Raw genomic sequence first — 26,081 nt, 5'->3', positions numbered from 1 at the left:
CCCATGGCAAGTGACATTCTGATTGTCGACGACGAAGCTGACATTCGCGACCTCGTTGCGGGTATTCTGGACGATGAGGGCTTTTCCACGCGCACCGCGCGCGACAGCGACTCGGCGCTTGCCGAGATTGCCAACCGCCGGCCCAACCTGGTCTTCCTCGACATCTGGCTGCAGGGCTCCAAGCTCGACGGCCTGCAGCTGCTCGAACAGATCAAGAAGGACAATGCCGATTTGCCCGTCGTGATGATCTCCGGCCATGGCAACATCGAAACCGCGGTCGCCGCGATCAAGCGCGGCGCCTACGACTTCATCGAGAAGCCGTTTAAGTCGGATCGGCTGATCCTGGTCGCGACCCGGGCGCTGGAAACCTCGCGGCTCCGCCGTGAGGTGAAGGAGCTTAAGCAACTGGCACCCGCGGCGAGCGTCCTGACCGGCCGCTCGGCCTGCATGAACCAGCTGCGCCAGACCATTGACCGCGCCGCCAAGGCCAACAGCCGCATCCTGATCGTCGGTCCCTCCGGCGCCGGCAAGGAGCTTGCCGCGCGCACGCTGCACCATGCCTCCGGGCGCGCCGAGGGGCCGTTCGTGGTGATCAATGCGGCCGCGATCACGCCGGAGCGCATGGAGATCGAGCTGTTCGGCATCGAGGGATCGAACGGCGAGCAGCAGCGCAAGGCCGGCGCGCTCGAGGAGGCGCATGGCGGTACGCTGTTCATCGACGAGATCGCGGACATGCCCCGCGAGACCCAGAACAAGATTCTGCGCGTGCTGGTCGATCAGACCTTCCAGCGCCAGGGCGGCACCAGCAAGGTCCATGTCGACGTCCGCATCATCTCCTCGACCGCGCGCAATCTCGAGGAGGAGATCGCAGCAGGCCGCTTCCGCGAGGACCTCTATCATCGCCTCTCGGTGGTGCCGATCCGGGTGCCGCCGCTGTCGGAGCGGCGCGAGGACATCCCCGAGCTGATCGACTATTTCATGGACCAGATCTCGGCCGCCACCGGCTTGCCGAAGCGGCAGATCGGGCAGGACGCGATGGCGGTGCTGCAGTCGCATGTCTGGCCGGGCAACGTCCGCCAGCTCCGCAACAATGTCGAGCGCGTGATGATCCTGGCCGGCGGCGGGCCGGAGGCGATCATCACCGCCGACATGCTGCCGCAGGACGTCGGCTCGATGGTGCCGGCGATGCCGACCTCCAACAATGGCGAGCACATCATGGGCCTGCCGTTGCGCGAGGCGCGTGAGGTGTTCGAGCGCGACTATCTGATCGCCCAGATCAGCCGCTTCTCCGGCAATATCTCGCGCACCGCGGAGTTCGTCGGCATGGAGCGCTCGGCGCTGCATCGCAAGCTGAAGGCGCTCGGGGTCGGCTGACCCCCGGCGCTGCAGGCCGGCAGTCCGCCGGCGGCTCGGAGCGAAGCCCCGGCGGTCACCGCCGGGGAGCCGACAGGGCGGCTCTCGGCGGCGGTTTGGATCGATCAGTGGGGCGAGGGTGGGGCCGGTACAACCGGGGATTTATCCACTCTCCACGAGAATATTCGTCTCTTTCCCCGCACTTTCTTAGAATTGCCACCGTGTTCCTACCGACTGCACCGCGAACTGGCTTGCCTAAAAACCGCGCGTAGCCTCTAATCCTACCGCTATGCCTGCCGGAGGGGGATCTCGTGGCAGGTGGGCAGCCGGAGGAGGCTCCGTCAGAGAGCAGCAACCGGTTCAATAAAAAGAAGCACAAGCTTGCGGGACAAAAACAATGGCGGCAGACCGCGCACAAAATCTACAAGACACCTTCCTTAATCACGTTCGTAAAACCAAGACGCCACTGACGATATTTCTGGTCAACGGAGTAAAGCTGCAGGGCATTGTCACATGGTTCGACAATTTCTGCTTGCTATTGCGGCGCGACGGCCACTCGCAGCTTGTCTACAAGCACGCGATCTCGACCATCATGCCCGGAGCTCCGATTCAGTTGTTCGAAGGTGGTGAGGACGCACCGGCTTGAGAGTGAACTGATTGGAACCCTTCAATCGTGAAGGGGGCGCCGACCGGACCAAGTCTAGGGCCGGGTCGGCGGGGAGCGGCAGCACCGGGCGGGTGATCGTCATCGGCCCGTACGTGCGCACGCGCCGTGGCGACGGCGATGCGCAAACGGAATCCTCTGTCCGCGACTATGAAGCGCGGATCGAGGAAGCCGCCGGCCTCGCCGGTGCGATCGACCTCACCGTGGTGGACTCCGTCATCGCGCCGATCAGCCAGATCCGGCCCGCGACCTATCTCGGCAAGGGCAAGGTCGAGGAGATCAACGGGCTCGTCGCCAGCAACGAGGTCGAGCTCGTGGTGATGGATTGCGCGCTGTCGCCGATCCAGCAGCGCAATCTCGAGAAGGCCTGGAGCACCAAGGTGCTCGACCGCACCGGCCTGATCCTGGAAATCTTCGGCCGCCGCGCCAAGACCAAGGAAGGCGCGCTGCAGGTCGAACTCGCCCATCTCAACTACCAGCGCAGCCGCCTGGTGCGGTCCTGGACCCATCTCGAGCGGCAGCGCGGTGGCTTCGGCTTCATGGGCGGCCCCGGCGAAACCCAGATCGAGGCCGACCGCCGCCTGATCAGCGAGCGCATCACCAAGCTCGAAGGCGAGTTGAAGAAAGTGCAGGCGACGCGGCGGCTGCATCGCGCCGGCCGCCAGCGCGTGCCGTACCGCGTGGTGGCGCTGGTCGGCTACACCAATGCCGGCAAATCGACGCTGTTCAACCGCCTGACCCGCGCCGACGTGCAGGCCGCGGACATGCTGTTTGCGACGCTCGACCCGACCCTGCGCGCGCTCAACCTGCCGCATGGCGGCAAGGCGATGCTGTCGGATACGGTCGGCTTTATCTCCAATTTGCCGACCCAGCTCGTGGCCGCGTTCCGCGCCACGCTGGAAGAGGTGCTGGAAGCCGACATCATCCTGCATGTCCGCGACATCTCCCATGAGGATGCGGAGGCGCAGGAGCGCGACGTCGAGGCGGTGTTGCGCCAGCTCGGCATCGACCCCGACGCCGACGGCGGTCAGCGCATAATCGAGGTCTGGAACAAGATCGACCGTTTCGATCCCGAGGAGCGGGACAATTTGCGCAATATCGCCGCGCGCCGTCCGCCGGAGCGGCCATGCTTCCTGGTTTCCGCCGCGACAGGCGAGGGGATCGATGCGCTGCTCGCCGCGATCGAGGATCGCCTCGCGGCCAAGCGCTCGACGCTCAATCTCTCGATCGACGCCTCCGATGGCGCCGGCATCAGCTGGCTGCACCGCAATGCCGAGGTCCTGAACAAGGAGCTGCATGGCGAGCGCTTCGACATGACCGTGCGCGTCGACGAGACCAAGCGCGACATCGTGATGAGCCGGTTCGCGGCTGTTCCCCACGAGGCGTAAGCCCGTCGAAGACGGTCCCTGCAATCTTCCGAAATATGACGATGCCGTGACGGTGCGGGCGCCGATGCGCCTGCGACGCGGCGTCGCACTTTCTGTTTGAAATCCGCGCCGCCTTGGTTCATTGCGCTGCAGAACGCAAAGCCGAGGCCGATCGATGCAGGACACCAGCGAAACCCTCACTCACGACACGGTCGCCGGCCAGAACGGTGATCTTGCCCAGGAGCGGGCGCCCGAAATCGTCGAGGCGCTCAACGCCCGGGAGCCCGCGGATGCCGCCAAGCTGCTGCGCTCGCTGCCGGCCGAGAAGGCAATCGAGGTGCTCGACCTGCCGGGGCTCGACAACACCTGCGAAATCCTCGCCGAGCTGCCGAAAGACACCGCGGTCTCGCTGCTGTCGGGCGTCTCCGACGACCGTGCCGCCGATATCTTCAAGGAGCTGGTCGAGCCGCTGCGCACCACGCTGCTGAACGGGCTCAATCCGCAGGCCCGCAACGTCATCTCGGGGCTGTTGGCCTATCCCGAGCGCAGCGCCGGCAGCATCATGACGACCGAGTTCGTGAGCGTGCCCTCGAGCTGGACCATCGCCGAGGTCCTGCATCACATCCGGATGGTCGAGCGCACCCGCGAGACTGTCTACTCGATCTTCGTGATCGACCCGGTCAAGAAGACCCTGATCCAGGCCGTGCCGCTGCGCCGCCTGATCTCGGGCGATCCGCACGCCAATGTGCTGACGGCGGCACCGGCGCGGAAGCCGCTGATGATCTCGCCGGAGGCCGACCGCATGGAGGCGGCGCGGCTGATCTCGCGCTACGACCTGCTCGCCGTCGCGGTCGTCGACGGCCCCGGCCATATCCTCGGCATCGTCACCGTCGACGACGTCATCGACGCCATCGTCGAGGAATCGACCGAGGATGCCCAGAAGTTCGGCGGCATGGAAGCGATCGACGAGCCGTATTTGCGGATCGGTTTCGGCGAGATGATCAAGAAGCGCGCCGGCTGGCTGTGCGCGCTGTTCCTGTCGGAAATGCTGACCGCGACCGCGATGCAGTCGTACCAGAGCGAGCTCGAGAAGGCGATCGTCCTGACGCTCTTCATCCCGTTGATCATGAGCTCGGGCGGCAATTCCGGCTCACAGGCAACCTCGCTGTTGATCCGCTCGCTGGCGCTGCACGAGGTACGGCTGCGCGACTGGTGGCGTGTCGCCGTGCGCGAACTGCCGACCGGCATCGTGCTCGGCGCCATTCTCGGCCTGATCGGCATCATCAGGATTACGCTCTGGCAGACGCTCGGCCTGTTCGATTACGGCCCGCATTGGGTGCTCGTCGCCGCGACCGTCGGAGCCGCACTGGTCGGCATCGTCACGTTCGGATCGCTGTGCGGCTCGATGCTGCCCTTCATCCTCAAACGCATCGGCTTCGACCCGGCTAGCGCATCCGCGCCGTTCGTCGCAACACTGGTCGACGTCACAGGTCTCGTGATCTATTTCGGTGTTGCCGCGGTGATATTGCGTGGGACGTTGTTGTGAGGTGAGGAGCGCGTCTGCGCGCTTCGCCGCAATCGCGTCCACCATATTGGCTGTCGTCCCTGCGAAAGCAGGGACCCATAACCACCGGCCGTAGTTATTGAGCTCGGTCGCAGTTGTTCAGCGCAACCAAGCTTGGCGGTGAATTGCCCGGTACTGGTATCGCCAACCTACTGTTAGATCACGCGGTATAGGTCCCTGCTTTCGCAGGGACGACGGCGGTGACTGCGGTCTTCGCCTCATTCCACAACGCGTCCATCTCCTCCAGCGACGCGCCATCCAGCGAACGCCCCTTCGCCGCCAGCGCCTTCTCGATATAGGCAAACCGCCGCTCGAACTTGGCGTTGGTCGCACGCAGCGCGGTTTCCGGATCGGCGTCGACGTGGCGGGCGAGATTGACCAGCGCGAACATCAGGTCGCCGGTTTCCTCGGCGATCTCCGCTCTGTCGTTGCGGTCGAGCGCGGCTTCGACCTCGTCGGCCTCCTCGCGGATCTTGGCGAGCACGGCGCGCGGGTCGTTCCAGTCGAAGCCGACGGTGGACGCCTTGCGCTGCAACTCCATCGCGCGCGTCAGGGCAGGCAGGCCCGCCTTCACGCTCGCCAGCAGCGATTTGTGCGCGGTCTCCTCGGGCGGCCGCCGCGCGGCGCGCTTGGCCTTCTCCTCGGCCTTGATCCGTTCCCAGGCGCTCTCGACGCCGGCCGGCTGGATGTTGCCGTCCTTGTCGGCGAAGACGTGCGGGTGACGGCGGATCATCTTCCCGGTGATCGCCTCGACCACATCGCCAAACGCGAACGCGTTCTGCTCCTCGGCCATCCTGGCGTGATAGACCACCTGCAACAGCAGGTCGCCGAGCTCCTCGCGCAAATCGTCGAGATCGCCGCGGGTGATCGCATCCGCAACCTCATAAGCCTCCTCGATCGTGTAGGGCGCGATGGTCTCGAAATTCTGCACGAGGTCCCATGGGCAGCCGGTCACCGGCGTGCGCAGCGCAGCCATGATCTCGATCAGGCGGGAAATGTCGCGGGAAGGGGTCATGGAGCACTGCTGTATGAGAGTTATGGCCGTTATGCCAAGTCGGCCCTGTCGATCCCAGCAAAACACGCCGGAAACACGGCACTGTCCACGGATTGGCCACGGCGCCGTCAGGTGCTAAATCGCGTTCCATGACCGATCAGAACGCTTCCGACACCGCGCTGGTGCTGTTTTCCGGCGGCCAGGATTCCACCACGTGCCTTGCCTGGGCCTTGTCGCGCTTTGCCCGCGTCGAGATGCTCGGCTTCACCTACGGCCAGCGTCACGCGATCGAGCTCGATTGCCGGGACCAGCTGCTGGCCGGGATCAAGCGGGTCCGGCCGGAATGGTCTGCCAAACTCGGCGACAGCCACACGCTTGATATCCCGACGCTGTCGGAGATTTCCGACACCGCGCTGACCCGCGACGTCGCGATCGAAATGGGCGCGGACGGCTTGCCGAACACCTTCGTGCCCGGCCGCAACCTCGTGTTCCTCACCTTCGCCGGGGCGCTGGCCTATCGGCGCGGCATCCGCCACATCATCGGCGGCATGTGCCAGACCGACTATTCCGGTTACCCGGACTGCCGCGATGAGACCATCAAGGCATTGCAGTCCGCGCTCAACCTCGGCATGGCCAGGGATTTCGAGCTGCACACGCCGCTGATGTGGCTCGACAAGGCCGCAACCTGGCGGCTCGCGCACGAGCTCGGCGGAGCAGGGCTGGTCGACCTGATCCGCGAGCACTCGCACACCTGCTATCTCGGCGAACGCGGCGCGCAGCACGATTGGGGCTATGGCTGCGGCGAATGCCCGGCCTGCAGCCTGCGGGCCAAGGGCTGGCGCGAATATGTCGCGCAGGGCGGCCCGTAACCGTGGGCTGATAGCCGTCCGCAGGGGCGCACTGCCAAAATATCGAAAACAACCCCCATGCAAAGGAGTCGGCGGCTGCCGGCGTTCGACACGGGAACTTGACACGTCGGGCAACTCAGCGGTATTCTTCTATTATTCCGAAATCGTGCGGGTGTGGCTCGATTGGGCGACCCGGTACGCGCGAGAACCCACCCTCATCGTCGTCCTGGCGAAAGCCAGGACCCATTACCCCAAATCTCAATCGTTGCGCGACGCCGGGGCCGCGATCCCGTCCATCATTCAATTCGGTGGTTATGGGTCCGGCTTTCGCCAGGACGACGAGCTTGATGAGGCCTGCGCGATGGCAAACGAGAGAAAGAATGCGCCGCTACTCGAAATCCTTAGCCGTCAGCACGATCGGCTGGCCGTGCGGGGTGCGGTCGGCGGCGTGGTCCCAGGCGTCGCGGTAGCGGTGCAGCGTCTCATGCGTCGTGACGCCCTTGGCGGCCACGAGGTGTTCGAGGGTTGCCAGCCAATGCTGGTAATAGGTCTCGCCGGTGTCGGGATCGCCGGCAGCCTGCGCGCGCTTGATCTGGTCGGCGAGCGCGGCGGCCCATTCGGTCCAGGTGAACACGCCGCGGTCATGCAGGCTCAACGCCATGGCGAACGCCTGCGCTTCCCAGGGGGCACGGAACACCGGGCCGTCCTGATCGCGGGGAATGCTGGAGACGGCGCTGGTGGCGCGCGCGGCGGCACCGGCATCCATCAGACGGCCTCCAGATACGGCTCGAACGCGTCGATCGAGACCTTGATGGTCGGATCGGAGTCCGGTCCCCACAGCTCGCGTCCGTCGAACACGACGGTGTACAGCCATTGCGGATGCTCGCCGGCGTCGTTGGCCACCGTATCGGGAAATACGTGACAGCCATGGTCGCGCTCGACCACCCCCACGTGACCGCGCACGTAGCGCGGCAGCCGCGTGTGCGTGGCGGGATGGATGTTCTTCGCCCGCACCCGATCGCCGGCCTTGAATTTCGCCGGCGCCGGCGCCGTGCGGCCGAACTTGCCGCGCACCATCACGCGCTCGACATCGGCCACCGAGAACTTGCCGTGCTTGAGCGCCTTCGCCGGCGCGACGGAATGCCCAGCGGCGACGTCGTCGTTCGAGATGAAGCCCTTGTCGAGCAGCAGGGCTTCCAGCCCGAGCAGCCATTTCCTGTAGTAGGAGCTCGACAGATAGACCTGCGGGGGCAGGGTCTCGCGATAGAAGCGCGAGGCGTCGATGTTGAAGGCGCCGGCCGCGCCCATCGCGCGGACCATGGCGAGCACCCGGGATTCCCATTCCTCATGGAACATCGGCTCGTTCGGCTCGGGGTCGACCCTGCCGAACCCGTCCATGCCGCCCATGTCATGGACGCCGTTCATGACGGCGCTCCCGGCTTCTTGGGAAAGCCGGTGCCGATCATGGAATCGCGCGTCACCAGCTCGGCGAGCTGGTCTTCGCTCCAGCCCTCGGTGCCTTCGGGCCGCATCGGCAGCACCAGAAAGCGCGTCTCCGCGGTCGAATCCCAGACCCGGATTTCCGTCTCCTTCGGCAGGCTGACGCCGAAATCGGCGAGCACGCCGCGCGGATCCTTGACCGCGCGCGAGCGATACGGCGAGGCCTTGTACCATACCGGCGGCAGCCCCAGCATTTCCCAGGGATAACAGGAGCACAATGTGCAGACGACCATGTTGTGACGACCAGGCGTGTTCTCGATCGCGACCAGATGGTCGCCGACCCGGCTGACATGGCCGAGGGTGCCGACCGCCTTGCTGGCGTCCTCGAGCAGCGCCTTCTTGAAGGCGGGATCGGTCCAGGCCTTGGCGACGACGCGGGCGCCGTTATGCGGGCCGATCTTGGTCTCGTAGGCCTGCACGATGGCGTCGAGCGCGGCAGCCTCGACATAGCCCTTCTCGGTCAGGATCGATTCCAGCGCGCGGACGCGCAGTTCGGTCTCCGACAGTTCGGAATGGTCGTGATGATCATGTTCGCTCATGCCCACAGAATAGGCGAAACCGTCGTGCTATGTCGAGGCAGGCAGTACACAAGAATGCGAGCGGGGAGGTATGCGTGGTTGATGATGTGACGATCGAGAAGGGGCTCGGGCCGGAGGGCCGCATCGCGGTGGTGCGGTTCGACCGCGGCGACGGTATCAACGCGCTGTCGCCGAATGCGCTGCGGCAGCTGACCGACGCGGCGCGCAGCTTCGAGGACGATGGCGAGACCTCGGTGGTGGTGCTGACCGGCGGCGCCAAATCGTTCAGCGCCGGCTTCGACCTCAAGGATGCCGAAGGGCGTTCGCGCCAAACCATGGACATGGGCGCGCTACGCCGGCACCTGAAGCTCGGGCCGCGGCTGACGCGCGCCTGGCAGGACATGGAGCAGGTCACGATCGGCGCGATCGAGGGGTTTTGCGTCGGCGGCGGCGTGGCACTCGCGGTCGCGCTGGATTTCCGCGTCATGGCGCGCGACGCGCATATGCGGGTGCCGGAAATTGCGCTCGGCATGAACATGAGCTGGCAGAGCGTGCCGCGCATGCTGCATCTGATGGGACCGGCGCGCACCAAGCAGGCGGTGATCCTGGCCGACGACCGGATCTCGGCCGATGAGGCCTACGAATGGGGCTTGGTGGAGCAGGTGACCGATCCTGGGAAGTCATATGACGTCGCGATGGCGCTCGCGGCCAAGGTCGCCGCCCAGCCGCCGATCTCGGTCGCGATGACCAAGCTGACGGTCAACCGGCTGGCACATGCGCTCGACGATCTCGCCAGCCACATGGACCTCGACCAGTTCGCGCTGGCCAGCCTAACCGAGGATCACAAGGAAGGCGTCGCGGCCTTCCTCGGACGGCGGAAGCCGCGCTTCAAGGGGCGCTGATACTTCTCGTTCAGGAGCCCTTCCAGGCTTTGGAATGGCGAAGGCCCTGACGCCGGGCCGATGCGTCAGGGCCTTTGCGGTGCGGAGACGACCCCAGCACCTTTCAGGGCCCTGGGGCCGATGCTGGGGCATCCGCCTGCACCGTTGTCGAGACCGAGCAGGCAGCGGGTACCATGCGCCCGTCACCGGCGTCCGCATTTGCATATGTAAATCGTCATCCCAACCCTCTCCGACCGTCAAGCTTAACTTCGCCGCCGCGCTCCGGTGCGCGCGGCTTTCCTTGCTGCAGTTGGACTGCGCACCACGATCATCGGCCAGCGCGGGCGCTCCGATCGTTTGCTGCCACGCGCCTCTGTTTGGATTTTGCGAAATTCCCGCGCGACTCGATCTCTCATATGTTAATGCCGGAACCAGGCGCAGAGATGAAAAGCGGGGGCGACTGATGTCTCGACCGCGATTCGATATCTGCCTTAGTCAGCCGAAGGGTGCAGTTGATGAATCTCATCGACCGCTACTTTTTCGCCGCAACGATCACTGTGACAATTGTCCTCTGGCTGTACCTCGGGTTGCTGGTGGCCGGTAGCTGACGGCGCGTGCCTGGAAAACGGGACCAGCCCGCCTTGGCGTCGAATTCCCCGCTCGGTGAAATAGGCCACGGCCGCTGTCTTAACGGCGCACGCAACGACGCGCCTTGGAAACCCGTCCAGCGGGAAAACGTTAATGCCTCGATGATCCGCGCAACTGGCAGAGGTGCTGCTATGCGCACGATCTTGATCGTGGAAGACGAGTATTTCATTGCCGATGACTGTGCCGCGCTGGCACGGCAGGCCGGCTATCACGTCGTCGGCCCGTTCGCTTCGATCGACGAAGCCCGCCCGCACGCGGCGAGGGCGGGTGGGGCGGAGCTGCAACCTGCCTGAGGCCGCGTAGCTTGCTGCATCTGGGCGCACAACTCCAACCCCCACGTCGTCCCTGCGAAAGCAGGGACCCATACGCCGCGGCGGGCGTTACAGGCGGGACTCGTCGTTCCAGCATCGCGTAACAATTTGCGTTTGTGGTTATGGGTCCCTGCTTTCGCAGGGACGACAGCGAGTGTGTTGCGCGATCAGTGGTCATGATTTCGCGCTCTCGCGACATGAATCGCCCGAGCTTTGCATTTCGTTTCGCCGCTCTGAAAGCAGAGGGCGCAGGGAAAGCCGGGTGCCGATCGCACCCATGGGTTCCGCGTAATGAAAAATGCGGGAGGTAGGACCACAGGTGTAACCGGAAACAACCCGGCTTTCCCTGCGGTAACAACAAAGCCCAGTCTCGCCGGGGAGGCGTCAGGCCTGCACGATTTCGCCGTCCGCCTTGCGTGCTCTCGTCAGTACCACGCTCGGCGTCCACTGCATCTCACCGCATGAACGTCACCCGATCTCAACGTCCTGAGCTGCGCGACGACGAGGCGTAACTCGTCCGCCAATTGGGCGTTACGGATGCGGGTTTCCGTAACGGTTGAGAGGTCGGCGATCAGCGCGCGTTCCGCGGCCGTCTGCTCCAGCAGCTCGATACGTTTTTCGATCTCGGTCATTACGCACCCCCGTCCGATATCGTGACTGGAGTATCGTGGCGTTCGCTGCAAACCTCCGCACTAACATTTGCAAATGCTCGGGTGGATTATTCGTGTCCAGCAGCGCCATGAGACAGGCGGTCAGACCTGCGGATCAATCTGCTTCATGGGATCGCCGCGCAGGATCATGCCGGCGAGCCCGTGCGCCATGGCGCGCTGATCGAACGGCTTCTCCCACAACGGGACGTCCCCGAACTCGGTGCCGAGCACGATCTTGTCGTATCCCGAGGTGAACACGATGGGCACGCCGCGCGCCTGGAGTTCGCGCGCGACCGGATAGATCATCTGCTTGCGGATGTTCACATCGAGCACCGCACCATCGATCACGCCGCCGTCGTGCAGGATGCGAAGCGCATCGTCGATGTTACCGGCCGGCCCGGCGATATCGGCACCGAGCGCGCGCAGCGCGCTGCGCATGTCGTCGGCAAGGAAATACTCGTCTTCGACGATCAGGACACGGCGTCCTGTCAGCAATGGGCCCTCGGGCAAACGTGCAGAAAAATCAGACATATCAACTCCGGCCGCGCCCGGCATGTCGTCATCGCAAAATTGGAACGCAGGACGAATGCTCGCCTTGTTGCAAACAATGTTGGAAAGGGCAGGTTCCATGTCCAATCGAGACATCATCGCCATCGGCGGTTCGGCCGGGGTAGCGGCGCGAACTCACTGGAAAGGTCTATCGTCGGGTCGGCCGCCGCCAAGCAAACATGATCCGTCGCGCTCTGGAGGACCAGCGGCGACCACATCGCGCTTCCCTGCAGGTAGGAGATTTCCTACTTATCCCATCGGGATAGGATCAAACTCTGGTATCAACGGGCACGGGCGAGAATGCCCGTCGGAGAATTGAGAGCCGCTGCGACCATGGATGACGTCGGCCAGCCCCAGGGCGGAGATGGAGAGCGCGAGAGCAAGGCGCCGCTGATCGTAGGCGTGGGCGCATCCGCCGACGCTCTCGATAGCATCGAGCGGTTCTTTTCCCGGCTGCGGCTCAATCCGGATCAAGCCGTCGTGCTCGTACTGCAGGACCACGATGTCATCGAGGATGCCCGGCTGCACGCCGCGTTGCAGCGATCGGAAGGCGCGCGGGTGTCCGAGATTACGGACGGTCAGGTCGTCGAGGGCGGCGTGATCCATCTTTGCCCCTCTGACATGATCACCACGATCCAGAGCGGCCGTCTCGCCGTCCGGCGCGCCGAGCAGGCGCGTGGTGACCGGGCGACGATCGACAGCTTCCTGGTCTCGCTGGCGGAGGAGCGCGGCGAGCGGTCGATCGGCGTCGTGCTGGCCGGCACGGGCGGCGATGGCACACTCGGGGTCGGGACCTTGAAGGATCATGGCGGCCTGGCGATCGCCGAAGGCATTGGCGACGGCCAGTCAGACCCCCACGACGAAGGCAGTTCCGCCGCGGCGATCGCCGATTTTGTGCTTCCGCCGGAGGACATTCCGGAGCGTATCGATGTCTATTCCCGCCACCTCCGCCGGCTCGACACCGGGACGCGGCTGCCGCCGGAATTCCCCATCACGACGGCGGCCGGACGGGTCGCGATCGACATCTCGCCGGTACATTCCGTTGGCCCGGATGTCGGCCTGGAGCGCCGCGCCCAGCGCATTGCCGAGCGCTACGCGCCCGCCTATGTCATTACCGACGGCCACTATCGCATCCTGCATTTCTCCGGCCGCACCGGCCGCTACGTCGAGCCGACCGCAGGGACGGCAACGCTCGATTTGCTGCAACTCGTGCATCGCGACCTCAGGCTTGAATTGCGCACCGTGCTCAGCCGTGCCGCTGAAACCAATGAACCGGCGCATGCCGAGCAGGTGCGGCTCGGCGTCAACGGGCATCGCGTGCTGGTCGACATCACCGTCGAGCCGATCCAGAACGGCCCTGTCGGCCATCGCAATTTCGTCGTGCTGTTCAAGGATGGCCCGATCCGTCCCGTGGAGCAGGCCGAGAGCAATCCCAGCATTCTGGTCGGGACCGAGCATGTCGAGCGGCTGGAAAGCGAGCTGCTCGCCACCCGCGAGCGGCTACAGGTCACCATCGAGGAACTCGAAAACACCAATGAGAAGCTGAAGTCCTCCAACGAGGAATACCAGTCGCTCAACGAGGAGCTGGAGACCTCGCGCGAGGAATTGCAGTCGGTCAATGGGGAGCTGACCACCGTCAATGGCGAGCTGGCGCACCGCGTGCAGGAACTCACCCGGGTCACCAGCGACCTGAAGAATTTCCTCGAGAGCACCCGGATCGCAACCGTGTTCCTCGACAACGATCTCAAGGTGATGAGCTTCACGCCGGCGATCACGCAGTTGCTGCATCTGGTCGAGACCGATGTCGGCCGCCCGATCGCGCATATCAAGGCGCGCATCCCGATCGAGGAGCTCTATGATGATGTCCGCCGCGTGCAGCGGACGCTGGCCAGCGCCGAGCGCGAGCTGACCGCGCCCGACAGCGGCAGGCGCTACATCGTGCGCATCCTGCCGTACCGCAGCATCGACGATTTCGTCGCCGGTGTCGTGATCAGCTTCATCGATGTCACTGCAATCACGCGGGCCGAGGAGCGGCAGCGCCTGCTGCTCGCAGAATTGCAGCATCGCGTCCGCAACACGCTCGGCGTGGTCCGCTCGATCGCGCGCCGCTCGGCCGAGACCAGCGCGAACGTCGAGGATTATGCGTCGCATCTCGACGGCCGGCTCAATGCCTTCGCGCGGACCCAGTCGCTGGTGACCCGCGATCCCGAAGGCGGCGTCGATCTCGAATACCTCGTGGTCGAGGAATTCCTGGCTTACAACGCGCGGGAAGGCGAGCAACTGAAGGTGTCCGGTCCCGGGATTCGCCTGCAACCCAAGGCCGCGGAGACATTCGCGCTGGCAATCCACGAGCTCGCAACCAACGCCTTGAAATATGGCGCGCTGAGCCAACGCGCCGGGCGCATCGACGTTTCATGGCGCATCGACGATGCGGCCGAGCCACGGCAACTGGTGTTCAACTGGCGCGAGCGCAGCGGGCCTGAGGTGACGCCGCCGCGCCGCAGGGGATTTGGATCCGATCTCCTGGAACGGACGCTGGAATTTGAATTCAAGGGCAGGAGCACGCTCGAGTTCAATCCGTCGGGACTTCACTGCACGATCGCCATACCGATGACCCCGCAAGCGATCCATACGCCGAGCATGGGGAGCTAGATGCATCCCCCGATGCTCGAGGGAAATCTGGCGCAGCCAGTGATCCGGCGGCTCAACGCCCTGCGGCCATTGTCCGAACGGGGGATCGCATTGCTGCAACAGGCGATCCAGGATGGGCTGCATCGCGCCCGCCCGGGCGAGGACCTCGCGACCGAAGGCGATCCGGTCGACAGCGTCAGGATCATCCTGTCGGGCTGGCTCTGCCGCTACAAGACGCTGGCCGACGGGCGTCGCCAGATCGTCAATTTTGTCCTGCCGGGCGACAGCTGCGACGCCTGCGTTTATCTGCTGTCGGTGATGGATCATTCGATCGGCGCTCTGACCCCGGTCGCCTACGCCGACATCAAGCGTCCGGCGTTCGAGCAGCTGCTGGCGAGCGACCGTTCGCTGGAGGAAGCGCTGTGGTGCGAAACCATGGTGAACAGCGCGATCCAGCGGGAGTGGACGGTCAATATCGGGCGGCGCGTGGCGCTGGAGCGGGTCGCGCATCTGTTGTGCGAACTCTATGAGCGCCTGCTGCCGGTCGGAATGATCGACGGCGATTCCTGCCTGTTTCCGATCACGCAGATGGATCTTGCCGATGCCACCGGGCTGTCCGTGGTCCATGTCAACAGGACGCTGCAGGAGCTGCGCGGCGCCGGCCTGATCGTGCTGCGCGACCGCATACTGACGATCAACGACCTGAAACTGCTCAAGGACACGGCGCTGTTTTCGGCCGACTATCTGCATACCAAGCTGCGCGGCTGAGACGCTGCAAGGCGCCGACGTCGGCCTGGAGCGGGCGCTGCGTTTGTCGCGATTGTGCGTCGCACATTTGCAGACGTTAGTGCCGGAACCCGTTGCGAAGCGCAGGTTCTCGCGAACTGACGCGCCGACCGGTCGTCAGCTCAACCAGGAGAACGCCGCTACGGCCCCAGCTCTCACCCCTGAGCTGGGGTCACTTGTGTCGAACAGGTGTGAGTGGAGCCGCAGCGATCGAGCAGTGCGCGTCGATGGCTCCTCGATCTCGTCCGCCGGTCACGTGCAGCCGCCATGATGGTGAAGGAACGTTCAGGAAAGTTCCGATCCTGTTCCTGCAACATGCGCGGACGCCAGTCGTTGTCACGTCGTACTGGAAAGGAGGATGCCATGACGAAGCTTACTTACGCTCTTGCCGCAGTTGCGACACTCTCGATAGCGGCACCGACCGTTGCGAGCGCGCAGGGTGTGGGCATCTATGTCGGCAGCGACCACGGCTACTACGGCAATCGATATTATGGTGGCCCGCGCGTCGACGTATACCGGCATGACCGGGGCTGGCACCACGGCTGGTACAACCATCATCGCGACTACTACCGCGACCGCGGCTTCGTGATCCGTGGTCATGACTGGGACGATTAACGGTGCTGGTCGCACGTCGCGATAACCAGCTCGCGACGACCGATGAGGGCCTCGCTTCGGCGGGGCCCTTTTCATTGGCGTTACCGCATCGCGCCGGTTTGTCAGCGTAGGAACCTTGGCTGCTCCACCAGATTGTCAGGACGGGACGAGGTGGAGGAGGAGGTTTGCATGAACCAGTTGATTTATCTGGTCGGACTGATCGTGGTCATTTTGGCGATATTGTCGTTCTTCGGGCTGCGGTAGGCACATCATGGACAACGAGCGAGGGCTTGCCGCGTCCGCCGTCAACAGGACCGGGCTTCGGCTGCAATGGAGCCCGGTCATCGCCGGCGCGCTGGCTGCCGCGGCATTGTCGGTGATCCTGATCGGCTTCGGCGCGGCGGTCGGGTTGGGCGTGAGTTCAAGCTCGCCGTCATGGCGCGACGCATCGGCTGCGCTCGCGTTGCTGTCGGGGATGTATTTGATCCTGCAGGCGGTGGTGAGCTTCGGTGTCGGCGGCTACATCGCCGGCCGGGCGCAGCGCGTGATCGGCGCGACGCGATCCGACGAGATCGACAGCCGCGACGGGCTTCACGGACTGACCGCCTGGGCGCTCGCCGTCATCCTCGGTGCTACAATCGTCGCGCTGGTCGGCCTGTCAACCGCGCGCCCGGTGGTCCAGAACCGGCCATCTGCGACGGCCGCGGAGCCGTTGCTGAGCGCCGAGCTCGACCGCCTGTACCGGTCGCTGCGGCGTCCGGCCAATATCGATATCGGCTATGAGCGGGCGGAGGCGGGCCGCATCCTGCTGACGAGCTCCGGCCGCGGGGGCGTCAGCGCCGACGATCGCAGCTATCTGATCCAGCAGGTTGCGGCCGCGACCGGTCTGGCCGCGGCAGAGGCGGAGAAGCGCGTCGACAGCGTGATGGGCGATGCCAGGACCGCGATCCAGCGGTCGCGGCGCAGCGCGGTGATTCTGGCGTTCTCGGTTGCGGCGGCACTGCTGTTCGGTGCGGTCGCCGCGTGGGCCGCGGCCGGCGCGGGCGGCCGTCACCGCGACGGCGCCGCGTTGCCGGAGTGGATGGGCGGCAGGCCGACGACGGCCGTGCCGATTGTCTGATGCAGTTGTGAATGTCCTTCAAGGGAGACGATGATGGCAACGATCTTGGTGATGGACCACTCCGGCGATACGAGGCAGCAATTCGATCCCGATAACAGCGAGCAACTGGCCTGGGCGAATGCCCGCTTCGCCCAGCTCACATCGGACGGCTACACTGCCGCAATTCGGCAGGCGACCGGAGAGGCGAGGTTGGTCCGCGCGCTTGATCCGACCGCCGAGGAAACTCTGTTCTATCCGAGGCTGGTCGGCGGCTGACGCCATGCTCACCCGCCTGCGCGAGATGCCCCTGCGGTCCGCGCTCCGAGGAGCCGCCACTACGTTGCGTGCGACCATGGCCGCGATCTGGGATCGCTGGAAGGCCTATGAGCGAATTGAGGCGCGCGGACTTGCGCTGCTATCCGCGTGGCTGTCACCCGAGCAGCGGGCGCAATTCGAAAAATATAATCGCTTCGACGTCATCGGCTCGGACTCCGGCAAGCGATACCGAATTTGCTACGGCACCTCGACCAACGTCTACGAGATGGACGGCGGCGACCGCATCGTGCTGGGCTGGTGCTTCCGGCCCGTCGGCTCGCTGGTGGCGGGCGACGTGATGCTTGCCCAGAAAATCGCGCTCGAAACCGACGAGCGCGCGGCGCTCATGGTCGCCAAGCCGTTCCCGAGCTCCATGCCACCACGCGCAAATCTCCCTCCGGTCAGCTAGCGCTCGGTCCGCGCTGCCCCGCGTCGCACGAACCGTCGCGCGCTCCCGGGGCGAGGAACGTCGATCTTCCTGCCGGGTTGTCGGGTGCCAACTTGCTACGGACCTTGTCATGCCCGTCAACACCCGGCCGCCTTCGCTGAGCCTGATCTTCCGCTCCTACCTTGCGGACTTGCGGCAATGGCTGGGGCGTCTCGTGACCGGCTACGCGCTGGCATGCGGCGTCATGCTGGTCGGCGCGGTCTCGCTCCTGGTCGCGATCGGGATCGGGGTCGCAGCGGCTTTCCACGCCCTTGAAGCGCATTACGGCATCTGGATCGCATATGCCGCGATCGGAGGCGTCTTTCTCCTTCTCGGGATCCTGGGGTTGGTCGTGGGCCGCGTGCTGCTCGCGCGTCCTGCGCCGGGCGTGCCGCGCGCGGGCCGACAGGCCGACATGCTCAAGCGCGCGATCGCGGTGCCAGTCGCGGCGCGGCTGATCGCCTCCAATCGGACGGGAGCAGGGAGGAGCGTAGATCCCACCACCCGGGCACTGGCCGCCGGGGCTGCGATCATGCTTGTCGGCTGGTTTGCCGCATCGCGCGCCCGGCGTCAGCGCGACGCGATCCAGGACTAGCGATGGCGCCACGCAATTGGACCAACGATCTGATGCTCGCCGGTGCAACGGCTCTGGCGACCTTGGCGATCTCTCGCCAGCTGTCCCGATCGGAGCGGCCGTCCGCGCGGGAGCAGAACGTCGAACCCGCGCTGGCCGAAACCCGGGATCGTGGACGGCTTGCCGACACGCCGCTTGAGATTCCGGCTGCCGGCTGGAAGGACATTCTGCTGCGCACCTATCAGCAGATCGACGAGGACCGCCTGCTGGCCACCGCGGCCGGCGTCGTGTTCTACGGCTTGCTGGCGATCTTCCCGGCCATCACCGCGTTGGTCTCGAGCTACGGCCTGTTCGCCGATCCGTCCACGATCTCATCGAACCTGCAGAGCCTGGCCCTGATGCTGCCGGAAGGCTCGTTTGCGATCGTCCAGGACCAGATCGCCCGCGTGCTCGCGAAGGGGACCTCGACGCTCGGCCTGACCTTTGCCGCCGGCCTGCTGATCGCGATCTGGAGCGCCAATGCCGGCATGAAGGCGATCTTCGATGCGCTCAACGTCGTCTATGACGAGAAGGAAAAGCGCGGCTTCGTCAAACTCAACCTGATGTCCCTCGCGTTCACGATCGCCGGGCTGATTTCCATCATGCTGATGGTCGGAGCGGTGGTCGTCGTCCCGCTGCTGCTGCAGCAGGTTGGACTGGGCACGACGGCCGAGCTCGTCATCCGGCTCGGACGCTGGCCGATCCTGGTGCTCCTGCTCCTCACCGCGCTTGCGGTGCTTTACCGCTATGGCCCGAGCCGAACCAGGCCGCGCTGGCAATGGCTCAGCGTCGGCGCCGTTGCGGCAGCCGTGCTGTGGCTGGCCGGTTCGGTGCTGCTCTCCTGGTATCTGGCGAACTTCGGCGATTACAACGCGACCTATGGCTCGCTGGGGGCGGCCATTGGCCTGATGACGTGGATGTGGATGTCCGCCATCATCGTGCTGTGCGGGGCAGAGCTGAATTCAGAGATCGAGCATCAGACGATGCTCGATTCGACCGAGGGCCGCCGCAAGCCGCTCGGAGCACGTGGCGCAACCATGGCCGACACGGTCGGCAAGGCGTCGTAGCCGGCGCCGACCCCGCAGCAACGCATCCAGCAATGAGCATATGAACCAATGGCATGGCCCGGGCTTATGCCAAAATGGTTCAGATCAACGTGCTGGAAAAACCGATCGAGCGGATCAAGGAGACCTGCGAGCTGATGGGCATCGCGGACAGGTTCGACCGCGCGCTTCCCGAGCTCGAGACCTTCCTCGAAGCCGAGATCGCACAGGGCGAGGTCCGCGAGTCGAAGCTGACCTTTGACGGGCTCTGCTACCTGCGCCGACTGCTGGCGCAGGCGTGAGGTATCGACATGGCATTCTCGGAGGAAATGAACCGATGCGTTGAGACCTGTCTGTCCTGCTATAGGACCTGTCTCGCCACGGCCATGAACCATTGTCTCGTCACCGGCGGCAAGCACGTCGAGCCGGCACATTTCCGATTGATGATGGCCTGTGCGGAAATGTGCCGGACGGCGGCCCATTTCATGCTGATCAACACCCCGCATCACAAGCACACCTGCCGGGAATGCGCCGAGATCTGCGGTGAATGCGCCGAGGATTGCGATCGTGTCGGCGGCATGGACGAATGCGTGGCGATGTGCCGTGCGTGCGCGGAATCCTGCCGCAAGATGGCGGCCTGACGGCGCGGGCTCGCCGTTCGGTCAATCGGAGCTGACGTAGTGGGCGCGCCAGAGCAGCGCCGTGACGATCAGGGCGATGAGCCCTGCGGCAATCACGATCCACGGTACATAGTCGGCCATTGGCGCACCTGACGCTCCGCTTCGCGAGCCAGCGGGCGAAGCGGAGCCGTGTAAGTCTAACGTTGCGCGTGCTGGGTGGTCGGGCGCGAGATCTGGCTGAGCGCCATGCCGGTGCCATCGCTGGCCTGGATCAGGGCGATATCCCCGAGGGCGATGATTCCGACCAGGCGCTTGTCCCGGCTCAGCACCGGCAGGCGTCGAACCTGGATCGCACCCATGTTCTGCGCGATGTCCTCGAGCTCCTGATCCTCGAAACAATACTTCACCTCGGCCGTCATGACGTCGCCGACCCGCGAGTCGGGGCTGCGACCCATTCCGATGCCGCGAAGCGCGATGTCGCGGTCCGTGATCATGCCGACCAGGCGCTCGCTATCGGCAACCGGCAGCAGGCCGACACCGAGTGCAGCCATCGCTTCTGCGGCATCGCGGAGCGTATCGTCGGGGGTGCACAGCTGGACGTCAGGTGTCATCGCGTCGCAAACCTTCATGCTAGCCTCTCCATTTGGCTGGTTGCGTCAACGGCCTAACGATGCCGCCCGGAACGGCGTTCCTAACTTTGTCGCCGCGGCCAGGACGCAGGCGGTCGCGGGAACGAAGTCGGCGCCGGCCGGCCGCGGTGCTACTTGCCGCTCTCGGTGGTCACCTCGAAGGACCTGACGACGAAGTGCTTCTCGAGGACACGCAAAAGATCGCGGCATGGCCGCGCGCACCGCGGTCAAGCCGATGATGGCACCGGCGAGAATGGTCAAGGCAAGGCGGATGGCGATGTCGGTCCAGGTCGGATGAAGCGGCATATCCGCTCCGTGCCTAGGCTACGCCCGGATAGGTCGCCGACTTCAGCAGGCGTGCAAGGTGTGCCGCGTTCGCCGCAAGCATGGCGGTGGTCTGCACTGTCTTGTCGTAGGGCTTTTCGAGGTCCTTGTAGTCGGTCGATCCCATCGCCTCGCCGACCCAATAGGTGCCGCCGCCGGCCGGAATGGTGAAGCCGACATCGTTCAGCGCCTGAAACAGTTCGGCATGGCAGTGATGGGCGCCATCCTCATTGCCAACGACGGCCACGATCGCGACCTTGCCAAAGGACGGCATGCGGTTCTTGTCGTCGGTCTCCTCCAGGAACGCATCCATTCGCTCCAGCAACCGCTTTGCGACGCTGGATGGCTGTCCCAGCCAGATCGGGGTGCCCACAATCAGAATGTCGGATGCGAGGATCTTGCGGCGCAGCTCCGGCCATTCATCGCCGGCGCCTTCATCCGAGGTCACGCCGGGCTTGATGCTGAGATCGACAATGCGAACCACTTCACCGGAGACCCCGTGCTGACCGAGGGCATCGAGCAATTCTCCGAGCAGCTTGTCGGTCGAGGAGGGATCCTTGCTCCGCTTCAGCGTACAGTTCAGCGCAATGGCTTTCAGCGCATCGGATGGCATCGCATCGGCTCCTTTCTTCAGGAGCCAATGCAGGCTGGAACTGTTCGTTCCTATTGCGAGGGCTGCCGCAGAACGGCGGAGCCGAGCAGCGCGCAAAGCCGTTTGGCATCCGCCGGCGCTGCGCTCTTCTGGTCGTTGTCGAAATAGACATAGACGTCGCATCCCTGCCGCTTCCAACTGCGGATGCGCTTCGCCCAATCGGAGAGCTCGGCTGGCTTGTAGTGCCCGCGATAGCGGCCGCCCGGGCCGTGGCCGCGGACGTAGACGAAATCCGCGGTCCGTTTCCACGGCGCCGGTGCGTCGTGGTGATCGGAAATGCAGAGTGCGACATTGCGATCCGCCAGCAGTTTCAGGATATGCGGCGCGTACCAGCTGGGGTGGCGGAATTCGAAGGCATAGCGCCGCCGTCGTTTCAACAGCTTGAGGAACGCGCCTAGCCGATCGGCATCGATCGTGAAGTTCGGTGGCAGCTGAAACAGGACCGGGCCGGCCTTGTCGCGCAGCAACGACAGACGCTCTTCCAGCAACTGGAGACTGTTGACCGAGTTCGCGGAGAGGCGCTTCCAGTGCGTGATGAATTTCGACGCCTTCCACGCGAAGACGAAATCCGAATCGGTCGCATCCCGCCAGCCTGTGACCGCCTGTTCGGTCGGCGTGCGATAGAAGACGCCGTTCAGCTCAGTGGTTGGAAACTGCGTCGCGTAGTAATCGAGCTGCCGCTTGAGCGGCAATCCCCTGGGGAAGAACGGACCGCGCCAGGACGGATAGTGCCAGCCGGAGGTACCAATCAATACGCGCGCCATGCGATGGTCCAAGCGGTGGATCAAGCTGTTGGATCAAGCCCTCGCTTCAAGGCTTGGTGATCCCGTTGCGCTCGGCAAGGTCGGCTTCCCAGCCGAACACCGAGCGGCCGTCGAGCGCAGGAGAACGGGCCCGCTCGTTCGCGACAAACGCCTCGAAGGAGGGACCGGTGGCGGTTCGTTCCAGCCTGCGGGCCTGATCGTCGAGCCGCTTCAAGGCCTGCATCTCCTCGTCGCGGCCGAGCTTTGCCTGCTGCACGGCCGACTTCAGCACGCGGATGGTCTCGTCATAGACCTTGATCGGCACCGGGAAGGGGTGACGGTCCTTGCCGCCATGGGCGAGCGAGAAGCGTGCCGGATCGCGGAAGCGGTAGGGCGTCCCGTGAACGACCTCGGCGACCATCGCGAGCGACTGCACCGTACGGGCGCCGACGCCGGGCGTCAGCAGCAGTTCGGGAAAATCCAGCGGCCCGCGATCGGCAGCCGCGGCCAAGGTGCCGTGCAGGCGGCGCACGAACACGTCGCTCGAGCGCACGTCGTGATGCGCGGGCATGATCAGGTGCAGGAGATCCGGCTGCGCGGTCGCGCTCTGCGTCAGCTCGGCATATTCTCGCGTGATGCCGTCCGGCCCAAGCGCTGCGAGCAGATCGAGCTGCGCCTGGCGTGAGCTTTCGGCGCGGTGATCGGTGAGATTGACGATCTCGCCCTGCGTCGGGCCGTCGATCGCGCTGTGCGGCTCGTCGACGAAGCTGCGCAGGCCCTCGGAGTGCCAGTGATAGCGGCGGGCCTGCCGCTTGTCGCCGTTCATGCCTTGCTGGACGACGGTCCATTTGCCGTCGTCGGTGACGAAGAAGCCATGCAGGTAGAGCTCGAATCCGTCCTGCACCGCGGCGCTGTCGACCTTGGCCACCAGCCGGCTCGCGCGGGTCAGGGCGACGCCGTCGAATCCGACGCGGTCCCCGAGGGCGGACAGTTCATCGGGCGTGCGGCGCGAATGCTTGCCCCGGCCGCCGCAGACGTGGATTCCGAGCTCGCCTTGCAGCGGGGCCAGACCTCGCTTCAGCGCGCCGATGACGCTGGTGGTGATGCCGGACGAGTGCCAGTCCATGCCCATCACGGCGCCGAACGACTGGAACCAAAATGGATGCGACAGTCGCTGCAAAAAGGCATCGCGGCCGTGATGGTGGACGACGGCCTGGGTGATGATGCCGCCCAGCGTCGCCATGCGCGCCGCCAGCCATGGCGGCACGCGGCCGCCATGGAGCGGGAGATCGGCGCTGCCGGTGCGTCGGGCCATCGGGCTCCCAGATGCTGAATCGGCGTCCAATCTACCAGCAAATGCGAGCGTGTGTACAAAGCGGACGTCGCTTCATCGCGCGTCTCGTCAGGCGGCTTCGGCGTTGATGCCGCTGACGGCGAGCTTGGTGAGCGCTTCATCCGTCTTCTTTTCCTCGGCCAGGGTCTGGTCGATGAGCTTGACGGCATCCTTCATGCTGAGCCGGTTGGCCCAAGCCTTCAAGGTGCCGTAGCGGGCGATTTCGTAATGTTCGACCGCCTGGGCCGCCGAAAGCAGGCCCGCGTCGAGCGCCGGCGTGTCGGCATACTCCTCCATGATCTCCTTGCCCTCGTCGATGATCCCCTCGATGGCGTCGCACTTCTTGCCGCGCGCCGGCTTGCCCATCAGGTCGAAGATCTGCTCGAGCCGCTCGATTTGTCCTTCGGTCTCGTCATGATGCTTCTCGAAGGCCGCGCGCAGGTCGTCGGACTCGGCGGCCTTGGCCATCCGCGGCAGCGCCTTCAGGATCTGCTTTTCCGCGTAATAAATATCCTTGAGGGTATCGAGGAAGAGGGCGCTGAGATCTTTGTCCGGCATTGGTCGCTCCGTGAGTTGGGTGAATAGTTCGGAGTGCCAACACGAGTGCGGAAAGCAAGTTCCTATCCTTGATCGATGCGCGGCAAAGCGCCTTCTCGGCTGTCGCGCATTCAAGGGCGTTACGATGGACCCTGGTCGGATTGCGAAGTCTTGATTGCGAAGTCTTGCCGCAACGCGGTTACGGAACGAAGCCTCGGCCGGCCCGTTGGTCGGTCTCATCGTTCAAGGGAGAACCGCAATGGATTGGAATCGTGTCGAAGGCAACTGGAAGCAGGTCAAGGGCAAGGTCAAGGAGCAGTGGGGCAAGCTCACCGATGACGATCTCGATGTGATCGCCGGCAAGCAGGACCAGCTCGAGGGCCGTCTGCAGCAGCGCTACGGCTATGCCAAGGATCAAGCCGCCAAGGAAGTGAACGACTGGTACGGCCGCCAGAAATGGTGAACGGGACCACGTCCCGGGCCCCGCTTCGGCGGGGCCTTTCGCGGCCTGAGCAGCTGACCCTGCGTGTGACGGCATCAGGTCGGCGCGCGCAGGAGTAAGCGATGGGACAGCTTCTGAGCCCGCCGGGTCCGCGCGCGGCGCACCTTTGCATCGACATGCAGCGGCTGTTCGAGCCGGGGGCGCCCTGGGCGACGCCCTGGATGGACCGAGTGCTGCCATGCGTCGTCGAGTTGGCGCAGCATGCGCCTGAACGTACCGTGTTCACCCGCTTTATTCCGCCGCACTCGAAGCACGACGCGCGAGGGATTTGGCGGGCTTATTACGAGAAATGGGAATGCGTGACCCGTGAGCGGCTTGATCCGGAGCTGATCGAGCTCGTGCCGGCGCTCGCCGCCTGTGTGCCGCCGGCTGCCATCGTCGACCGGCCGATCTACAACGCGTTCGGCAATGGGCGCCTGCAAGCTCACCTGGATGCGCATGGGACCGATACGGTCATTGTGTCGGGCGGCGAGACCGACGTGTGCGTGCTCGCCACCGTGCTGGCCGCGATCGATATCGGCTATCGGGTGATCGTGGCCGAGGATGCGCTGTGCAGCTCTTCCGATCAAAGCCATGACGCGCTGCTGCAGCTCTATGCCGAACGCTTCAGCATCCAGATCGAGGTGGCATCCACAGCCGATATTCTGCGGATGTGGGCCCTCGACGACTGAAGCGATGACGCGCCGATGCCGCGCTCCACCCCAGAACTAACTCAGGTCCGGGCCAGGAAATCGATCAGGGCGAGCCAGAGCAGGGGTGGCAATGCCTGCTTGCTGGGGTTGCGCTGGGACAGTTCATGCCGCCGTTTCTCTCGCTGCTGAGCGCGAAGGTGCGATCCAGCCCGCGCGGCTGATGATGCTCTGCGGGCTGACGCTCCGGCAGTTGCGCGCCTGGCCGCGGCACGATCGCGGCTTGGTCGAGCTGCGACCGGCTGACGCCACCGTGGGCGGCTGAGGTAGTCATGGTGACGCCGAGCAAGCCAAAGCGCCCGCGCGAATCTTGCGAGCGCGGAACGCGCCTGTGTCTCATACGGCTCATCGCTCGATCACTGGAGGTCGGAGCGGGGCCGTCAATCTGCGACCGGTGCCGATGGTTCCTGGGATGACTGTCGGCCGCGTGGTCAAGGTGAGCGGACCGTGGGCATCTTGGCAGCCTCATATCGACAATTCGCATAAGGTATATTATGGAATATTTATATCTACAATTAGATCAGATGTTTAGTGGGAAATCTTCGCACTGGTCCGCAAGTTGGCGTGTGTGCTGATGTACCCAAGCCGGTCGTCCGGCCCGTGCCGATGCCGCAGCGATCCACGCGCGCGCATCTCGTCTGAAAGCCGATATTGCCGCCGCGTCCGGACGCTGCAATAAGCCCCAGCTGTGCAGAGA

Annotated in this window: 31 protein-coding genes; 19 read left to right on the top strand and 12 right to left on the bottom strand. The window is 64.8% G+C overall.

Annotated elements, in window-relative coordinates; all coding sequences use genetic code 11:
- Positions 1-3 precede the first annotated feature (3 nt).
- From ACE10X_RS22640 to mgtE, 4 genes are all read left to right on the top strand, one after another.
- Positions 4-1,374, top strand: coding sequence for a sigma-54 dependent transcriptional regulator (locus ACE10X_RS22640; protein WP_018271700.1), 1,371 nt, complete (start codon positions 4-6; stop codon positions 1,372-1,374).
- A gap of 376 nt (positions 1,375-1,750) precedes the next feature.
- The gene (hfq, locus tag ACE10X_RS22635) at positions 1,751-1,999 is read left to right on the top strand and encodes an RNA chaperone Hfq (RefSeq protein ID WP_006020546.1); all 249 of its coding nucleotides are present in this window, start codon (positions 1,751-1,753) and stop codon (positions 1,997-1,999) included.
- A gap of 11 nt (positions 2,000-2,010) precedes the next feature.
- Positions 2,011-3,405, top strand: a complete 1,395-nt coding sequence (hflX, locus tag ACE10X_RS22630) for a GTPase HflX (RefSeq protein WP_375762890.1) — start codon at positions 2,011-2,013, stop codon at positions 3,403-3,405.
- Positions 3,406-3,559: 154 nt separating this feature from the next.
- Positions 3,560-4,930 (top strand): magnesium transporter, encoded by a 1,371-nt coding sequence (gene mgtE / locus ACE10X_RS22625; protein ID WP_375762889.1) that lies wholly within the window; start codon positions 3,560-3,562, stop codon positions 4,928-4,930.
- Positions 4,931-5,108: 178 nt separating this feature from the next.
- Here the strand turns inward: mgtE and mazG are convergent, their stop codons facing one another.
- A complete protein-coding gene (gene mazG / locus ACE10X_RS22620; RefSeq protein WP_375762888.1) occupies positions 5,109-5,963 on the bottom strand; it encodes a nucleoside triphosphate pyrophosphohydrolase in 855 nt (284 codons plus the stop codon).
- A gap of 128 nt (positions 5,964-6,091) precedes the next feature.
- Here mazG and queC point away from each other — a divergent pair, with 128 nt between their 5' ends.
- Positions 6,092-6,811, top strand: a complete 720-nt coding sequence (gene queC / locus ACE10X_RS22615; protein WP_375762887.1) for a 7-cyano-7-deazaguanine synthase QueC — start codon at positions 6,092-6,094, stop codon at positions 6,809-6,811.
- Positions 6,812-7,178: 367 nt separating this feature from the next.
- Here queC and ACE10X_RS22610 read toward each other — a convergent pair whose 3' ends face one another.
- Genes ACE10X_RS22610 through nthA form a run of 3 tightly spaced genes read right to left on the bottom strand, consistent with a single transcriptional unit; the run spans position 7,179 to position 8,829 of the window.
- Positions 7,179-7,556, bottom strand: a complete 378-nt coding sequence (locus ACE10X_RS22610) for a nitrile hydratase accessory protein (protein WP_375762886.1) — start codon at positions 7,554-7,556, stop codon at positions 7,179-7,181.
- Entirely contained in the window at positions 7,556-8,215 is a 660-nt protein-coding gene (nthB, locus tag ACE10X_RS22605; protein WP_375762885.1) for a nitrile hydratase subunit beta, read from the bottom strand. Before nthB ends, ACE10X_RS22610 begins: the two co-directional genes overlap by 1 nt.
- A complete protein-coding gene (gene nthA / locus ACE10X_RS22600) occupies positions 8,212-8,829 on the bottom strand; it encodes a nitrile hydratase subunit alpha (RefSeq protein WP_375762884.1) in 618 nt (205 codons plus the stop codon). The genes nthB and nthA overlap by 4 nt, the downstream gene beginning before the upstream one ends.
- 74 nt (positions 8,830-8,903) lie before the next feature.
- On the opposite strand from nthA, the gene ACE10X_RS22595 reads away from it, so the two are divergent.
- Positions 8,904-9,710, top strand: a complete 807-nt coding sequence (locus ACE10X_RS22595) for an enoyl-CoA hydratase/isomerase family protein (RefSeq protein WP_038386751.1) — start codon at positions 8,904-8,906, stop codon at positions 9,708-9,710.
- A 242-nt stretch (positions 9,711-9,952) separates the two neighbouring features.
- Here ACE10X_RS22595 and ACE10X_RS22590 read toward each other — a convergent pair whose 3' ends face one another.
- Positions 9,953-10,105 carry a hypothetical protein gene (locus tag ACE10X_RS22590; RefSeq protein ID WP_244435907.1) on the bottom strand — a complete coding sequence of 51 codons (153 nt, stop codon included), beginning with the start codon at positions 10,103-10,105 and terminating at the stop codon, positions 9,953-9,955.
- Positions 10,106-10,468: 363 nt separating this feature from the next.
- On the opposite strand from ACE10X_RS22590, the gene ACE10X_RS22585 reads away from it, so the two are divergent.
- A complete protein-coding gene (locus tag ACE10X_RS22585) occupies positions 10,469-10,630 on the top strand; it encodes a hypothetical protein (protein WP_375762883.1) in 162 nt (53 codons plus the stop codon).
- Between the two features lie 443 nt (positions 10,631-11,073).
- Here ACE10X_RS22585 and ACE10X_RS22580 read toward each other — a convergent pair whose 3' ends face one another.
- Positions 11,074-11,280, bottom strand: coding sequence for a hypothetical protein (locus ACE10X_RS22580; RefSeq protein ID WP_244435909.1), 207 nt, complete (start codon positions 11,278-11,280; stop codon positions 11,074-11,076).
- A gap of 120 nt (positions 11,281-11,400) precedes the next feature.
- Positions 11,401-11,829: a response regulator gene (locus ACE10X_RS22575; RefSeq protein WP_051003148.1), complete on the bottom strand. Its 429-nt coding sequence runs from the start codon at positions 11,827-11,829 to the stop codon at positions 11,401-11,403.
- A 351-nt stretch (positions 11,830-12,180) separates the two neighbouring features.
- Between ACE10X_RS22575 and ACE10X_RS22570 the strand changes: the two genes are divergently transcribed.
- From ACE10X_RS22570 to ACE10X_RS22525, 10 genes are all read left to right on the top strand, one after another.
- On the top strand, positions 12,181-14,499 hold the full coding sequence (locus ACE10X_RS22570; protein WP_375762882.1) for a chemotaxis protein CheB: 2,319 nt from the start codon (positions 12,181-12,183) through the stop codon (positions 14,497-14,499).
- On the top strand, positions 14,500-15,246 hold the full coding sequence (locus tag ACE10X_RS22565; protein WP_375762881.1) for a Crp/Fnr family transcriptional regulator: 747 nt from the start codon (positions 14,500-14,502) through the stop codon (positions 15,244-15,246). It abuts the gene before it with no gap.
- A gap of 381 nt (positions 15,247-15,627) precedes the next feature.
- Entirely contained in the window at positions 15,628-15,879 is a 252-nt protein-coding gene (locus ACE10X_RS22560) for a hypothetical protein (RefSeq protein WP_157788061.1), read from the top strand.
- Between the two features lie 250 nt (positions 15,880-16,129).
- Entirely contained in the window at positions 16,130-16,978 is an 849-nt protein-coding gene (locus ACE10X_RS22555) for a hypothetical protein (protein ID WP_375762880.1), read from the top strand.
- Between the two features lie 33 nt (positions 16,979-17,011).
- Entirely contained in the window at positions 17,012-17,233 is a 222-nt protein-coding gene (locus ACE10X_RS22550) for a hypothetical protein (protein ID WP_038386759.1), read from the top strand.
- A 64-nt stretch (positions 17,234-17,297) separates the two neighbouring features.
- On the top strand, positions 17,298-17,681 hold the full coding sequence (locus tag ACE10X_RS22545) for a hypothetical protein (RefSeq protein WP_375762879.1): 384 nt from the start codon (positions 17,298-17,300) through the stop codon (positions 17,679-17,681).
- A gap of 109 nt (positions 17,682-17,790) precedes the next feature.
- Positions 17,791-18,294, top strand: a complete 504-nt coding sequence (locus ACE10X_RS22540) for a hypothetical protein (RefSeq protein ID WP_375762878.1) — start codon at positions 17,791-17,793, stop codon at positions 18,292-18,294.
- A gap of 2 nt (positions 18,295-18,296) precedes the next feature.
- Positions 18,297-19,379, top strand: coding sequence for a YihY/virulence factor BrkB family protein (locus ACE10X_RS22535; RefSeq protein ID WP_375762877.1), 1,083 nt, complete (start codon positions 18,297-18,299; stop codon positions 19,377-19,379).
- Between the two features lie 53 nt (positions 19,380-19,432).
- Positions 19,433-19,657 carry a hypothetical protein gene (locus tag ACE10X_RS22530; protein WP_038386757.1) on the top strand — a complete coding sequence of 75 codons (225 nt, stop codon included), beginning with the start codon at positions 19,433-19,435 and terminating at the stop codon, positions 19,655-19,657.
- Between the two features lie 9 nt (positions 19,658-19,666).
- Positions 19,667-19,996: a four-helix bundle copper-binding protein gene (locus ACE10X_RS22525; RefSeq protein WP_028344046.1), complete on the top strand. Its 330-nt coding sequence runs from the start codon at positions 19,667-19,669 to the stop codon at positions 19,994-19,996.
- A gap of 176 nt (positions 19,997-20,172) precedes the next feature.
- Here ACE10X_RS22525 and ACE10X_RS22520 read toward each other — a convergent pair whose 3' ends face one another.
- From ACE10X_RS22520 to ACE10X_RS22500, 5 genes are all read right to left on the bottom strand, one after another.
- Entirely contained in the window at positions 20,173-20,604 is a 432-nt protein-coding gene (locus tag ACE10X_RS22520; protein WP_304555404.1) for a CBS domain-containing protein, read from the bottom strand.
- Positions 20,605-20,923: 319 nt separating this feature from the next.
- Entirely contained in the window at positions 20,924-21,541 is a 618-nt protein-coding gene (locus tag ACE10X_RS22515) for a flavodoxin family protein (RefSeq protein ID WP_038386381.1), read from the bottom strand.
- Positions 21,542-21,591: 50 nt separating this feature from the next.
- Positions 21,592-22,344, bottom strand: a complete 753-nt coding sequence (locus tag ACE10X_RS22510) for a DUF72 domain-containing protein (RefSeq protein WP_038386380.1) — start codon at positions 22,342-22,344, stop codon at positions 21,592-21,594.
- Positions 22,345-22,390: 46 nt separating this feature from the next.
- On the bottom strand, positions 22,391-23,638 hold the full coding sequence (locus ACE10X_RS22505; protein ID WP_038386379.1) for a DUF763 domain-containing protein: 1,248 nt from the start codon (positions 23,636-23,638) through the stop codon (positions 22,391-22,393).
- A gap of 87 nt (positions 23,639-23,725) precedes the next feature.
- A complete protein-coding gene (locus tag ACE10X_RS22500) occupies positions 23,726-24,214 on the bottom strand; it encodes a ferritin-like domain-containing protein (RefSeq protein WP_028344048.1) in 489 nt (162 codons plus the stop codon).
- A 238-nt stretch (positions 24,215-24,452) separates the two neighbouring features.
- Between ACE10X_RS22500 and ACE10X_RS22495 the strand changes: the two genes are divergently transcribed.
- Both ACE10X_RS22495 and ACE10X_RS22490 read left to right on the top strand, forming a co-directional pair.
- A complete protein-coding gene (locus tag ACE10X_RS22495; RefSeq protein WP_016845939.1) occupies positions 24,453-24,656 on the top strand; it encodes a CsbD family protein in 204 nt (67 codons plus the stop codon).
- A gap of 101 nt (positions 24,657-24,757) precedes the next feature.
- Complete coding sequence (locus tag ACE10X_RS22490; RefSeq protein ID WP_038386378.1) at positions 24,758-25,366, top strand: cysteine hydrolase; 609 nt, start codon at positions 24,758-24,760, stop codon at positions 25,364-25,366.
- Positions 25,367-26,081 lie beyond the last annotated feature (715 nt).

It is taken from the genome of Bradyrhizobium sp. Pha-3 (genome assembly GCF_042258325.1).
In the GTDB taxonomy this organism is placed as follows: domain Bacteria; phylum Pseudomonadota; class Alphaproteobacteria; order Rhizobiales; family Xanthobacteraceae; genus Bradyrhizobium; species Bradyrhizobium elkanii.
The sequence above is the reverse complement of the archived record's forward strand: the minus strand, read 5'-3'. Positions and strand labels throughout refer to the sequence as shown.